Origin of the sequence: Bacteroides sp. 2_2_4 (assembly GCF_000157055.1) — a bacterium.
In the GTDB taxonomy this organism is placed as follows: domain Bacteria; phylum Bacteroidota; class Bacteroidia; order Bacteroidales; family Bacteroidaceae; genus Bacteroides; species Bacteroides ovatus.
Genome location: NZ_EQ973360.1, coordinates 267,858 through 282,848, shown reverse-complemented (window position 1 = coordinate 282,848; position 14,991 = coordinate 267,858). Strand labels below are relative to the sequence as shown.

The window sequence follows — 14,991 nt, the reverse complement described above, 5'->3', positions numbered from 1 at the left end:
GCCCATTGGGTATATAAACAAATTATATACAGAAGTGTGCGCGAGACCTGACATCACTTATTGCCATTCGCGGTAAATTTTTGCCGAATTTATGGTTGAATGCAATAAATAATCGTTCTCTATAAAAAAATAAAATGTTCCTCTCTACGTATGAAAGGAAACCGCTACAAAAGTAGCAATAAATATTGATAAAGCAAGTAATCTTGTTTTATAATTTCATAGATAGTTCTGATTTACTAAAAGTCAGTATAAATATGATTAATATAAAAAGAACCCTACACTGAATTATTGTTTTTTTTGTTCAGTTCAGAATTGGAATTCTAGGTAATTCTGCTAGATGATTTTAACTTAACTTTCTGTTTTCTTTGCATAAACCACCTGTTTGCCTGTTCCATAACGGATTAAGAGTCCACGTTCGATAAAAGCATTCAGTTCTTTCAAAGCACGTTTTTTGTCGTGTCCTGTCAATCGGCTATAGTCGGTGCGGGTCAGGCAGGGATATTTGTTCAGATGCTGGTTGATTATTGTCAAACATTCTTCTTCACTGTGCCCTTTCCCATGGTGACGAGTCATCGATTCTCCACGTTCTAGTCTCATTTGCTGGCCTACTTCTTTCTTAAACTGGCTGCCTACCCGGAAATTGACATTCTTCAGCTCAATAGATTGTGCGTGCACATCTTTTTTCTTCATTACACGAGGTCCCTTTAAAGACACTGAAAAATATCCGATATCTCCCAGTTCCACAATCCATCCGTTGGCAATCAAATCTCTCAACTCGTTTTGGAAAGACTGCATGGCGCCCGCCAGTAAACTGCGGCTTATTCCTGTGAATTTGTGTACACGGTCTAGAAATTCTTCCTGATCAACGGTTCCTTTGAATACTACGCGGGGATGAAGCGGTTGTGCGTCGCCTGTTTGTTGAATGTCAGGCGTGTCGTAAAGGTCATATTGTATACTCATATTCGTTTTTATTTAGTGTAGGCACATTGATAAATCCGTTTGCCTATCCGGATTTACTTCACTTGCTACTTTTATTTCGTTCCACTATAGTTTCTCTTTCGTCCCACTATAGTGCTCCGCAAGGGAAACTATAGTGTTCTTTGCGGAACACTATAGTGGAACGAAAAAAAATTAGGCAACAAAGGTAATCTCTTTAGGCAATAAAACTAATTATATTAGCAGGAAAGAAATAAAAACGTCGCAAATATTGTTTATTACCTTAAGTCACCCTTTCCTTTTTTAATAAATTAGCTAGAAAGTGTGGTGTTTATTGAATAAGAACCCTTATTTTTGCAGCATGTTACAATTTGAGAATCAAAAGATAAAGCAAATAGTTCGCAAGGTGCTTCCGGTAGTAACGCTGGGAGCTATGTTATATTCCTGCGCCAGTATTGGACGGCCGGACGGAGGCCCTTATGATGAGACGCCGCCCCGTTTCATCGGTAGTACTCCTGCTGCGGGCGCTCTGAATAATGAAAGGACTAAAATTTCTTTGATGTTTGATGAGTTTATTAAGCTGGAGAAAGCAACCGAAAAAGTCGTTGTTTCTCCTCCCCAGATACAGCAACCGGAAATCAAGGCTTCCGGCAAGAGAATACAAGTCAACCTACTCGACTCTTTGAAGCCTAACACGACCTATACGATTGACTTCTCGGATGCAATTGTCGACAATAATGAAGGTAACCCGCTAGGGAATTTTGCATTTACGTTTTCTACCGGTACGGAAATCGATACGATGGAAGTAGCAGGAACAATGCTCGACGCCTCTAACCTGGAACCTATTAAAGGTATGCTTGTCGGACTACATTCCAACCTGAATGATTCGGCTTTCAACAAATTGCCTTTCGACCGTGTGGCACGTACAGACAGCCGTGGACGTTTCTCCATCCGTGGTGTAGCTCCCGGCAAATATCGCATCTATGGATTGATGGATGCCGACCAAAACTTTACTTTTAATCAGAAGAGCGAGATGATCGCTTTCCATGATTCGTTGATTATCCCCCGCATGGAAGAACGTATCCGCATGGATACTGCTTGGGTGGACTCATTGACCTACGACACGATTGTTGAGAAGAAATATATGCATTATTTGCCGGATGATGTCATCCTCCGTGCCTTTAAAGAGCTTAATTATTCGCAATATCTTATCAAGTCGGAAAGACTGGTTCCTCATAAGTTCACTTTTTATTTTGCCGGTAAGGCGGACACTTTGCCAGTCTTGAAAGGCTTAAACTTCGATGAAAAGGATGCTTTTGTCATCGAAAAGAATCAGCGGAACGATACAATCCATTATTGGGTGAAAGATTCTTTGCTCTTCAAACAGGATACTCTTGCCATGAGTCTGACTTATCTTTATACAGATACTTTAAACCAATTAGTACCCCGTACAGATACGCTGAATCTTGTTTCGAAGCAGAAATATAAGAAAGAGGAGTCGGATAAGGACAAAAAGAAAAAGAAGAAAAAGAAAGGGGAAGAGGATGAACCCGAACCGACGAAATTCTTGCCGGTGAATGTTAGTGCCCCTTCGTCAATGGATGTATATGGATATATTTCTTTGAATTTTGAAGAACCGATAGCCAGCTACGACACTGCCGCCATACATCTGCGGCAAAAGGTGGATACGCTCTGGAAGGATATACCGTTTGAATTTGAGCAGGATTCCGTAAATCTGAAGAAGTTTAATGTGTATTATGATTGGGAACCGACGCTGGAATATGAATTTTCGGTGGATTCGACCGCATTTCATGGTATATACGGATTGTTTACAGACAAAATAAAACAAGGGTTCAAGGTGCGTAGTTTGGAAGAATATGCCAAAATCACGTTTGTGGTGACGGGAGCGGAACCTAATGCTTTCGTTGAACTGTTGGATGCGCAGGATAAAGTGGTACGCCGAAGAAGAGTAGAGGAAGGAGGTTATGCCGACTTTTATTACTTAAATCCCGGTAAGTACTCCGCCCGGTTGATTAACGACCGGAATGGAAACGGTGAATGGGATACCGGCAATTTTGAAAAAGGGGTGCAGCCCGAAGAGGTGTATTATTATAATCAGATTTTAGAGCCGAAAGCCAACTGGGATCTAGAACAAAGTTGGGATATTCATGCAGTTCCGCTGGATAAGCAAAAGCTGGATGAACTTAAAAAACAAAAACCAGATGAAGACAAGAAGAAAAAGGATCGGGAACGAAATAGTCAGAACCGCCGTCGTTAGCGTTCGACGCAATTTTATTATCGGATTAGTGGCCTTACTGATGGGAGCTTTCGCCCTCCCAGCCAGTGCTCAATGTGAAGCGAAGAATGATGCGTTTCAATCCGGCGAACACGTAATGTATGATTTATATTTTAACTGGAAGTTTGTCTGGGTGAAAGCCGGACTTGCCAGTCTGACGACGAATGCTACTACTTATCATTCACAACCTGCCTACCGGATCAATCTGCTTGCTTTGGGCAGTAAACGGGCAGACTTCTTTTTCAAGATGCGCGATACGCTGACTTGTGTGATCGGTGAAAAACTGGAACCGCGCTATTTCCGCAAAGGTGCTGAAGAGGGAAAACGTTACACGGTTGATGAGGCTTGGTTTTCTTATAAGGACGGTCTTTGCCTCGTAAACCAGAAACGTACTTATCGGGATGGAGCGTTTGATGAATCTGAAGCTAGCGATAGCCGTTGTATATACGATATGTTAAGCATCTTGGCGCAGGCACGTTCTTACGACCCTGCAGATTATAAGGTGGGAGACAAAATCAAGTTCCCGATGGCTACGGGCCGTAAAGTGGAAGAGCAAACGCTTATCTACCGTGGAAAAGAAAATGTGAAAGCGGAGAATGGAGTTACTTACCGTTGCCTGATCTTCTCATTGGTAGAATATGATAAGAAAGGAAAAGAAAAGGAGGTGATTACTTTCTTCGTGACGGACGACTTGAACCATCTTCCTGTCCGTCTGGATTTATTCCTGAACTTCGGTTCGGCAAAAGCATTCCTGAATAATGTGACGGGTAACCGGCATCCGCTGACTTCTATCGTTAAATAGATATAGAGAAAAAACGAAGGCATATCAGAAGTAAATGGCCCTGCCAACCTGTTATTTTTTAGACGCGGATAACGCGGATGACACGGATTTATTATCTTTTTATCCGTATCATCCGCGTTATCTGTTTCTAAAAGGTATACTTTTAAAAGTGTTGATGCGCTTTCCTGTTTTATTCCTGAACTTCGAAAGGCACTTTCTGATCCTTTCGGAATACGCTAGATTCAAAAGTTGCAATCAACTCTCCGTCTTGGTTTGTTATATCTACCTGATAGCAACCTGTACTTCGACCGATATAGCGTTCGCGTGCTTCGGCAAAGAGAGTATCTCCGGGGCCGCTGGCACGCAGAAAAGTAATAGTGGACGAGAGAGAGAAAGCTAGTGTGCCGTGCGAGTTGGCAGCTGCGGCAAGCGCAAGGTCTGCCAGCGTAAAGATCGCTCCTCCTTGTGTGCGGGCACCTGCGTTAAGATGTTCGGGTTTTATTTCTAATTTGGCTTTACTGTAACCTTTGCGTACTTCCAGCAGTACTACTCCTGCATTTTCGGCAAACAGATCGTTCTTAAAAAACTCTTGTGCGGTCATGATATTATTTTTGAAGATTCTTTAATCGTTTCTTATTTTTTCAATGAATGGATATATACCTTATCTTTTTCAATTGAGTAGCTAAATTTATTTGTTTCAGACATAATATCCAATATTTTCTCCAAATTATTTGTTTCTATAATAAAACTTCCATGGAAAATCAAATTCTTGAGTTGCTCTGACTCAAATGCGAATGTCACATCAAACTGGCGCTCCAACTCTTTAGAAATGATCGACATAGGAACTTCATCCCAGAATACTTTGCAGTTGATCCACTGTTCAGCATAGTCAGCACTCTCGGTCAGCTTATAAGTTTGGTCAAGCTTATTAACTGTCATCGTTTGATTAGGCTTCATTATAAACTCTTGGTTGATGCACAATAAGACAATGGAACCTTCTAGGAGTGATACCTTTATATAATTCTCATCACCATAATTTTTAACGTTAAACTTAGTACCCAGTACCTTGATCTGTGCGGAGTCTGTTTGTATAACAAATGGATGCTCTCCATGCTCTACCTCAAAATACCCTTCGCCTTCCAGCCGGACATTGCGATTCTTTCGACTAAAACTCTCGGAGTAAGAAAGCTTGGAATCTGCGTTTAACCACACTATAGAACCGTCAGGAAGCTTCATTTTTAATTTCGATTTTCTTGGAGCGTATACTTCGGAAATCAAAGAATCATCAGGTGTTGTAAAATTATAAATTATAAAAGGAGTGGTAAACAGTAATATAATGATTGCCGCTGCGTAACCTGCATACTTCACAAATAAGGCTCTTCTCATCTTTCCTGCCGGAGCACTCTTATGTTTGCGGATTCGTTTCGCAAATCTGTTATAGGCTTGTTCTTCGTGTACAGATACATTTTTATACTCGGCAGACAGAAGCCAGATTCGTTTCTGCTGTTCAAAATATTTCTGATTCTCCGGATCGGAGTATATCCATTCGTTCAACTTATGTAAGTCCTCTTTAGCGATACTTCCCGAGAGGAAATCATATATCAGTTTATCAAATTCTTCTTTCATACCATCTTAAACTTAATATCTATTGAAAATCATATACCTGCGCTATCATCAGGACAGTTTGTCAATAGAAGAAGTATAGTGAATTACTTTGCTTTTTAATATTAATTAAATATATTCGTAATAAACATTACAATCAGGGCAAGATAAGATCTTGCTGCTTCCTTCAGTTTATCCAGTGCACTTCGCATGTGATATTTCACTGTATGAATAGTGATTCCCATGATTTCGGCAATTTCTTCTTGTCTTTTGTTCTCAAAACGACTCAATAAAAATACCTTCCGGGTTTCCGGAGATAAGCCGTCAATCGTCTTCTGGATAATAGAATGTAGCTCTTTACCCTCTAAATGCTCAACCGGATTTTCGCCCAAGGACCATAAATCGCTGTAAATGACCAGGTCTTCTGACGAGCAGGCCGTTTCCCTTCTCACATATTCAAGCTGAAGATAATTGATACACTTATTGGCTACACTTCTGAAAAGGTAGTTCTTCAATGAGGTGTTAATTGTTATTTTAGAGCGGTTTTCCCATAGACTATACACCAAATCTTCTACTATAGATTCTGATAGATAAGAGTCTGTCAAATACCCTCTCGCTATCCGGCAAAGATCTGTATAGTAAGTTTTATAGATGTATCGGAATGCCTCCTCTTTACCCGATTTCAGGGCCTCGATAATCTCTGTTTCCAGGTTTTTTTCCATTATGTCTTTCAGAAATCGTATATTTGATTTATTAGTTAATATATTAAGGTGAATACTCACAGGTTCTGTTTCTCCGATGGATAATTCGGGGGCAAGGTATTGAAAAAATGTAAGATGACCAAACTCACTAATAAAAAGATGAGTTGAAGGGCTGAACGAATAAAAAAATCATTTCTCACTATACTTTTTATTAGTCTGGCTGTCATATTAATGAATAGGCCAATAAAGCATATTTTAACCTGAATCTCTATGAATGGTAAAAAGAAGGATTGTAAAAGAGCATAGCGCGACACTCTTTTTTAAGTTATAAGGTATACAAACAGCTGTTTTAGTTTAGTCATGCAGGATAAAGATTGTTTTCAGGAATAACAGAAAATAAGCTATTTCTTATTTAAATAATATTGTATGAAGAAACTACATTTTCTATTAAGCACATTCCTTGTGTTTATATTCACGTCATGCGGAGAAGATGAACTGAAAGGTGTTGTCTTATCCGAAGATCCGGGGTACGTAAAAGAACCATTGGTAGCCATACAGGCAGAAGATGGCACAGGGAACTGGATAAATGGTCTTATTGACCAGAACAGTAGGGTCATAGCCTTAGATTTTCGCATTTTGGACGACCAAAGTGCGGTGAATGTGAAACTCAAACTGGCGGATGAATGGGCAAAGCCCATTGATCCGCTTACTACTGATGCTGTACTGGACTTGAGCAGCGGTATCACCCGTATTAAAGTGAATGATGGAGCAGATGATATCGAATATACCATTTTCAGCACTTCTACTCAGCTACTTCGAGGCGTAACGGCTACTTGTAACACAGAGCAGGTTAGTGCTAACTTTATTAATGGCATCGCTTCGTTACGTTTCAAACAAAACACTGCATTTGCAAACGTTGTGTTGATGCCGACTTTGGCAGATAACGCAGAAATCATCTCTACGGATCCCGTCAGTCAAAAGGATGAAAACGGAAACCTGATTGTTGACCTAAGTAGCACACTTACTATTACTGTAAAAGACAATACGAACAACATGACTAAAAAATATCAGTTGAGTGCTGTAAATGGAATTATTGACGCAGGGGTAAACTGGAAAAATATTACTGCTGATCTAAAAAGCCAACACAGTAGTATTTGTATTCCTGATTTCATGATTGTCTATGAAAATAAAAACTTGCATGGAAGGAGCGGTAATACGGGATGGTTGATAACTATTCCTGCCGGTAGAATAAATATGAAGGTTAGCTGGGATATGAATAAAGACAATGTAACATGGGCTGAACCCACTGCTCAACATCGTACAACAGCTATCATGAATGATAATATGGATTATTCATTGTTTGTTCCGGGATTGTCCGGGCAATTCTGGGTACCGATATTTTATAGCCTCGGGTGGAATGATAGTGGGCTGCTATCCGCACCGCGTCTCGGATATAACCTATCTACTTCTTTGAAGTATTGTCCGGGAACTCTGGGAATTACAGCTGATGGAAAAGCGGAGATTTCGTATGCAGAAGTGATAGATAATAACTTGTATAAGTTTACCAGCGGCGGAGCCGGCAAACAAGCTGCCAATGGAGTACAGTGGTCCCCAACCAGTGCTGTCAGTGGATATTCCTATCCGTTGCAAAAAGGGCAGATCATGATTGCCGGAGAAAATGCAGAACTTTACAAGACATTTGCTACTAATGAAGGAAGAAATACTTCGACCCGTAACAGAGGAATGGATGGAGCATTGTCAGGAAGTAATTCATGGGCTGCTAATCCGGTAAGCATTTGGACTTTTGATGGCAAGCCTGTAGGACGCCGGGCTGTCGGTATCACGGAAGAAGGAGACTTGGTCATTTTTGTAAGTAATCGTTTTACGAATTCTTATAACTCGGTAAAAGCAGCTTGGAATGTCTTTAGTGATGGCTCTTCTTTACGGGAAGTTGCTGTGGCATTGCAGGAAGTGGGTTGTACGGATGCCATTGTGTTTGGTGAGAACTATCATAGTCCTGTTGTTATTCGGGATGATAGTAGAGGGGTGCCTTTAGGAAAGGTAGCCGGTAGATACGACTGGGAAACGAACGGCAATGTTAAAAATGCGGATAATGAGGCTAGTTCGCAATCCTGGATAATGTTTAAATAAGAATATTGTAAAACAATGAGTTAGTAACAAAAGATATACACATAAAAACTTAAATCAATGAGTAAAATCATCAAATGCATGTTCTTCGTGCTATTAGCTGCAGTTCTTCCACTGTCGGTTCATGCACAACAGGTGACCTTACATTTGCAAGACGTAACGGTGCGCAAAGCGTTCCGGGAGTTGGAGGTCAAAGGAAATGTATCCTTAGTATATGAGAAAAATGATGTGGACCTGACCCGTAAGGTAACTGTAAAGGTAGATAATCAACCGATAAGCAAGGCACTGGATCAGATTCTGAAAGGGCAGGAGTTGATTTATAAAATAAAAGATAATCATATTATTATCACCCGGCCTGTCGTTCAGAAATCGGATAAGAAACGGCGTATCAATGGTGTCATCAGCGATGTCAATGATGAATTGTTAATTGGAGTATCGGTATCAATTCCCGGTACTAATATTGGCACGGTGAGTAATATGGAAGGGAAATTTGAATTGGAAATACCGGAGGACGCTAAGAAATTGCAAGTGTCTTATATCGGTTTTGACACGCAGGAAATTTCATTGTCGCCCGGCAAGACGACATTCAACATTGTAATGGGAGAGAATGTGAAAATGCTTTCAGAAGTAGTAGTGGTTGGTTATGGCACGCAAAAGAAGGTGAACCTGACCGGTTCGGTTGCTACGGTAAATTTGGAAAAGGAATCACTTTCCCGTCCTTTGGTCAGTGCTTCGCAGGCGTTGAGCGGTATGACAGCCGGTTTGCAGGTGATGCAAAGCTCCGGGACTCCATATAATGAAGGCTTTTCTTTCAATATTCGGGGAGTAGGTACCCTGAACAGTTCTTCACCACTCGTGTTGGTGGATGGGATGGAACAAAGTCTGAATAATGTAGATCCCAACGATATTGCTTCTATTTCCATCCTGAAAGATGCGGCCTCGTGTGCTATTTATGGTAACCGGGGGGCAAATGGGGTTATTCTGGTTACTACCAAAACCGGACAAACAGGAAAGGTCAGCGTATCTTACAATGCTACTTTTTCACTGAATCAACCTACCAAACTGATAAAAACGGTATCTAACTACGCCAAGTATATGGAATTGATGAACGAAGCTGCTACTAATATAGGAGAATCTGCTCCTTTCAGCGACATTACCATCAATCAATGGCGTGAGGCGGAAAAAGATCCGAATGGCATTTCGGCTTCCGGCTATCCTAATTATGTAGCTTATCCTAATACAGATTGGTACGATGAGATATATAGTAACGACTGGATGATGAAACATTCGCTTTCCGTCACTGGACAGGAGGGACGTACCGGATATAATCTTTCTATATCTTATACTGACAATCCGGGATTAATCAAGGATACCGGATACCAACGCTATTTTTTGCGTGCCAATGTTTATTCGGATATTACTAAGTGGTTACGTATTGGTACTCGCGTATGGGGGTATCACACTGACCAGAAGAAAAGCGATACCGGTTCACTCACCAATATCAATACCCAAAAAATGATACCGGGCGTATATCCATATTATGACGGAAAATATGGTGCGCCGGAAGCGAACGAGGAAGATCCGCAATCTCACAATCCTCTGTGGGACATGGCACAATCGGAAGGGCATATCAAAAACACGCAGTTCTTTACTACTTTCTATGCCAACGTGAAGTTTCTGAAACACTTTTCATACGATGTTAATCTGAACTATAAAGATTACCGTTATGAATCGATGTCCGTAAATACGGATTATGGGAAATATAGTTTTAGTACAGATCAGTGGATAGCTGCCCCCAAAGATCCTGCCGATTTGTATACCCGTATGGCGTATGTCCGTGAAAACCATTGGAAATTAACGCACTTGCTCAACTATAACCAGACTTTTTATAAGCATGATATTGGTATGTTATTGGGCTTTGAAGAAGAACGTTTTGTCAAACGGACTACCGACACTGCCAAACTTGGATTAATAGATTCGTCTGTGGGTGATTCAAGTTCTGCTACTACTCCTTCTTCCATAGGTGGTACAGGTGAGGAATTTACATCCCGTTCTTACTTCGGTCGTATTAACTATGCTTTCGACAGCCGTTATTTATTCGAGGTTAATATGCGTTATGACGGTTCCTCCCGTTTTGCTCCGGATAATCGCTGGGGGCTTTTTCCATCTTTCTCTGCCGGGTGGAGAATCAGTGAAGAGAGATTTATGAAAGGACTTCCTATCGACAATCTGAAATTACGTGCTTCGTGGGGTAAGTTAGGGAACAATGCGATTGGTAACTACGAATGGCAGGCTGTGTACAACTCGGCAAAGTACGCGTTTGGAGGTAGCCTTAATAATGGTTTGGCAATTACTTCTATTTCCAACAACCTGTTGGAGTGGGAAAGTACTGCCATTACGAATATTGGTATCGACTTTGCAACTTTAAGAAACCGTCTGACGTTTGAGGCTGAATTTTATAATAAAGTAACGGATGGAATCTTATATCGCCCTGATATGTATATGTCTCTCGGGACAGCCAGTGGCCCTCGTCAGAACATTGCGGAAGTGACTAACCGCGGTATTGAAATGACCCTGAATTGGCAAGACCGTATCGGTAAAGTAGAATATCGTGTATCCGGTAACTTTGCCTATAACCAGAACAAGGTCAGTAAATACAAAGGAGAGTTGCAGCGTGGCTGGGTGACAGATGAAAACGGGAACCGTGTTTATCAAACCAATATCGGCGATGTCTCTACCGGAGGATCTACCCGTGTAATAGAGGGTAAAATGATTAATGAATACTATATGTTGCAACCATATAAAGGCAGTGGAAACGGTTTTAACGCAGATGGAACAGTCAATATCAACGGTGGTCCGAGAGACGGAATGATCCGTACAGTAGACGACATGAAATGGCTGAATGCTATGGTAGGGGCAGGGTATAAGTTCTATCCGCGTCAGAACGTCAGTAAGAGTGGCATTTGGTATGGTGATTACATCTATGCTGACTTAAATGGCGACGGTGTATATGGTAATGACGCTGATAATGAGTTTCAGGGATGCTCCAATGTGCCCAAGTATAACTTCGGTCTGCAGGCAAGCGCTAATTGGAAAGGCTTCGATTTCTCCATGAACTGGTCCGGTGCGGCAGGTTTCAAGATTTACTACTATCGTTTGGCATTGAACAGCAGTGCTACCATCAAAGGATATGCTATTGGGGAAGCAATAGCAAACGATCACTATTTCTTTGATCCCAAAAATCCCAATGATCCGCGCACGAACTTGAGTTCAAAGAATCCTCGTTTGACAAATAACTCCGGTAACGACCAAAGTGGTATGACACAGTCATCAGTACATTTGCAAAAAGGGGATTATATTAAACTGAAGAACCTGACTATCGGATATACATTGCCTGCTGTCCTGTCGAAAAAAGTATATGCACAGAATATCCGTTTCTTTGCTTCCGGTGAAAATTTATTTACCATTACCGGGTATGAAGGAATGGATCCGGAAATGCGTACCGCAGTGGGATATTCTACTATGAGACAATATGCATTCGGTGTAAATATCACTTTCTAAACTTACTCTAAAACGATTTTATGATGAAAAACAAAATAAAAATATTTCGGAAATTAGTAAGATGTGCATCTATTGCCTTGCTGTCTTTCTCTATGGCTGGATGCGGTGCGGACTTTTTAGATACTACTCCTACCAATAACATAAGCGGTAGTAGTATCTGGACGAAAGCAACTTTGGCCGAACAGGCTGTTATCGGCGTATATAATGTCTTTCTGGATCAATATTGTCCTAACTCCGGCATTTTGGATTCGCACCGGATTCCATGGGATGCTTATTCTTCTGTGATGGATACAGACAAGAACTGGATTAAGCGAATGCCTAATTGTACAGGAGCAGCTACTCCCTCAAGTGGCCTGTTCAGTGATATTTATAAACGTTTTTATACTTTTATCTATCGTGCTAATGATGTGATAGATAATATTGGTCAGGTTCCTGATATGTCGACCGGAGAGAAGCAACGGGCTATCGCCGAATGTAAATTCTTGCGTGCATTTGCTTATATGCGCTTGAATATCTTGTATAAAGGAGTGCCGTTATATATGAATGCAATCACGAGTCCTGAAAACGGTAACAAAGCCCGTTCTTCAGAAGCGGATGTTTGGGCGGCTATACTCCAGGATCTGACAGATTGTGTGAATGAACCCAATCTACCGGGTAAATATAATTCGGGTGACTCTAACTATGGACGGGTAACCAAAGGAGCTGCTTATGCATTACGCGGACAAGTATATATGTGGCAGAAGAATTGGGAGGCGGCGGTTGATGATTTTAATTCTGTGGCTGACTGTGGCTTCGGGTTATATACTAAGGCCGGTGCTACCAGTTATAAGCAGTTGTTGAAAATAGCAAATGAACAATGTGAAGAAATGATATTCTCTGTGCAATGCATCAAGCAATATGGCTACTCCAATACAAGGAACATCACTTACGGCAACCGTTGTACAGCAGGTTCTATGTGGAATAACTATTTGCCTAATCCGCATTTTGTAGAATCTTTTGAGACGGCGACCGGAGAAAAGTTTAATTGGGATAACTACTTGCCGGGCTATAGTGCGATGAAAGAAAAAGAACGTGTGGTGTTTTTTCTACGCGATGGACTGTCTGCGGCGGAAAAGGAACGTATGGCTGCCTATGGGGCAGATATGAACAAATATCTGGATAGTGGCAATGAAGCACGTATCAAAAAAGCTTACGAGAGCCGTGATCCACGTCTGCAAATGGCTGTCATTACCCCTTACGCACAATACAATGGTGCTTCTTCTGGAATAGCTCATACTTATACATTGCGTTGGCCTTATCGTGGCTCCGACAGTGCAGAGCCTTTTGATATCCGTACTGATACAAACGATAAGTTTTACTATCTATGGAGAAAGTTTGTACCTGAAGGTCTGGAACAGACAGAACGTGATACTTATGGATTGGATATTCCATTAATACGCTATGCGGAAGTATTGCTCCTGAAAGCAGAAGCGCTAAATGAATGGGGAAGTACCCATGAAAGCGAAGCAATCAGATGTGTTAATGAAGTAAGACGTCGTGCAGGGCATGTCGAATTGAATAATGCAACTTATCCTGCTACGAAAGTTAACGGGCAGAGTGATTTGCGTGAACGTATCCGGAATGAGTATTACTGGGAAATCGGTGGCGAAGATTCCATGTATTTCCATGAATTGCGTTGGGGAACGTGGAAAGATAAGAAGTTTGATAATAATCGTAACGGTCTGATGCAGATGTGGGGTGAAACGACTTATACCTGGTACTGGTTGGGAGATCAGTGCTGGAGTTGGCCTATTCCTGCTAAAGAAATGGAAATGAACTCGAATTTGGAACAGAATGAAGGTTGGATAAATTAATCTTAGTTTTAACTAATAAAGTATATATGAAAAAATTATCTTTTTTAATTGCAACAGCATTGTGTATCATGGCATGTTCCGGTGGCTCTGACGAACAACCGGATGGGCCGGGTAACGGTAATGGAAATGGGGGTGGGGGGAGTACCCCTAATCCTGTTTCATTCTCCAATCCTATAGTCGGCAAACAGTTGCCTGATCCGACTATAATCCATGCGGCAGACGGGAACTTTTATTTGTATGTTACCCAACAGGATAATATCTATATTCCGATTTACAAATCTACTAATATGACACAGTGGACTTATGCTGGGGCAGCCTTTCTGCAAAAACCGAACTGGCAGCCGGACACTCGCTTATGGGCTCCGGACATTAACTATATCAATGGTAAATATGTGCTCTATTATACTCTTGGGCACTGGGACTTGCCTAAGAATAGTTGTATCGGGGTGGCGGTCAGCGACTCTCCTGTAGGGCCTTTTACGGATCACGGAAAACTTCTTGACTACAATTCTGGTACTATGCAGTGCATCGACCCTTGTTATTTTGAAGATAATGGTAAGAAGTATCTTTTCTGGGGAAGTTATAATAGTACTTCTAAAGGCTATGAAGGAGGTATCCGTTATGTAGAGTTAAGTGCTGACGGTCTATCCATTAAAGGGGCTGTTTCCGAAAAGATAGCGGGTCCTTCAATAGAAGGCATCATGGTTCATAAACGCGGGAATTATTATTATCTATTTGGCTCTACGGGTAGTTGTTGTGAAGAGGAAAGAAGTACGTATCGTGTAGTGGTGGGGCGTTCTAAAAATATCGAAGGTCCTTATGTGGGTAAAAACGGTACTGTGATGAAAGAAAATAGTAGTTATAATGAAGTAATTCTACAGGGTAATAACCTGTTTGCCGGAACCGGACACAATTCCGAAATTATCACGGATGATGAGGGTAATGACTGGTTCTTCTATCATGCCTGGCAGAAAGCGAAAATAGATAATGGTCGTCAATTGATGTGTGACCGCATACAATGGAGCAGTGATGGCTGGCCTTATATTACTAATGGCACACCGGCATCCGTATCTCGTGCACCTGTATTTAAAAACGAAGAAGAAAAAGAGTAAT

At 41.3% G+C, this 14,991-nt stretch carries 10 protein-coding genes; 6 read left to right on the top strand and 4 right to left on the bottom strand.

Going from position 1 to position 14,991, the window contains the following annotated elements; genetic code table 11:
• Positions 1-348: 348 nt before the first annotated feature.
• On the bottom strand, positions 349-960 hold the full coding sequence (locus BSCG_RS13555) for a DsbA family protein (RefSeq protein ID WP_004307474.1): 612 nt from the start codon (positions 958-960) through the stop codon (positions 349-351).
• Between the two features lie 337 nt (positions 961-1,297).
• On the opposite strand from BSCG_RS13555, the gene BSCG_RS13560 reads away from it, so the two are divergent.
• The gene (locus tag BSCG_RS13560; protein ID WP_004298332.1) at positions 1,298-3,214 is read left to right on the top strand and encodes an Ig-like domain-containing protein; all 1,917 of its coding nucleotides are present in this window, start codon (positions 1,298-1,300) and stop codon (positions 3,212-3,214) included.
• Entirely contained in the window at positions 3,159-4,034 is an 876-nt protein-coding gene (locus BSCG_RS13565; protein WP_008641759.1) for a DUF3108 domain-containing protein, read from the top strand. Before BSCG_RS13560 ends, BSCG_RS13565 begins: the two co-directional genes overlap by 56 nt.
• A 169-nt stretch (positions 4,035-4,203) precedes the next feature.
• On the opposite strand, the gene BSCG_RS13570 is transcribed toward BSCG_RS13565, so the two are convergent.
• From BSCG_RS13570 to BSCG_RS13580, 3 genes are all read right to left on the bottom strand, one after another.
• Complete coding sequence (locus BSCG_RS13570; RefSeq protein ID WP_004298330.1) at positions 4,204-4,614, bottom strand: PaaI family thioesterase; 411 nt, start codon at positions 4,612-4,614, stop codon at positions 4,204-4,206.
• 32 nt (positions 4,615-4,646) lie between these two features.
• Positions 4,647-5,639: a FecR family protein gene (locus BSCG_RS13575; RefSeq protein WP_004310926.1), complete on the bottom strand. Its 993-nt coding sequence runs from the start codon at positions 5,637-5,639 to the stop codon at positions 4,647-4,649.
• A 101-nt stretch (positions 5,640-5,740) separates the two neighbouring features.
• On the bottom strand, positions 5,741-6,337 hold the full coding sequence (locus BSCG_RS13580; RefSeq protein WP_004310927.1) for an RNA polymerase sigma-70 factor: 597 nt from the start codon (positions 6,335-6,337) through the stop codon (positions 5,741-5,743).
• A gap of 405 nt (positions 6,338-6,742) precedes the next feature.
• Here BSCG_RS13580 and BSCG_RS13585 point away from each other — a divergent pair, with 405 nt between their 5' ends.
• The 4 genes from BSCG_RS13585 to BSCG_RS13600 are packed head-to-tail and all read left to right on the top strand — an operon-like array spanning position 6,743 to position 14,990.
• On the top strand, positions 6,743-8,467 hold the full coding sequence (locus tag BSCG_RS13585) for a hypothetical protein (RefSeq protein ID WP_008776096.1): 1,725 nt from the start codon (positions 6,743-6,745) through the stop codon (positions 8,465-8,467).
• A gap of 57 nt (positions 8,468-8,524) precedes the next feature.
• A complete protein-coding gene (locus BSCG_RS13590) occupies positions 8,525-12,025 on the top strand; it encodes a TonB-dependent receptor (RefSeq protein WP_004307468.1) in 3,501 nt (1,166 codons plus the stop codon).
• Between the two features lie 20 nt (positions 12,026-12,045).
• Entirely contained in the window at positions 12,046-13,878 is a 1,833-nt protein-coding gene (locus BSCG_RS13595) for a RagB/SusD family nutrient uptake outer membrane protein (protein WP_008776094.1), read from the top strand.
• A gap of 26 nt (positions 13,879-13,904) precedes the next feature.
• Positions 13,905-14,990, top strand: coding sequence for a family 43 glycosylhydrolase (locus BSCG_RS13600; RefSeq protein ID WP_004307466.1), 1,086 nt, complete (start codon positions 13,905-13,907; stop codon positions 14,988-14,990).
• The last annotated feature ends 1 nt before the right edge of the window (position 14,991 follow it).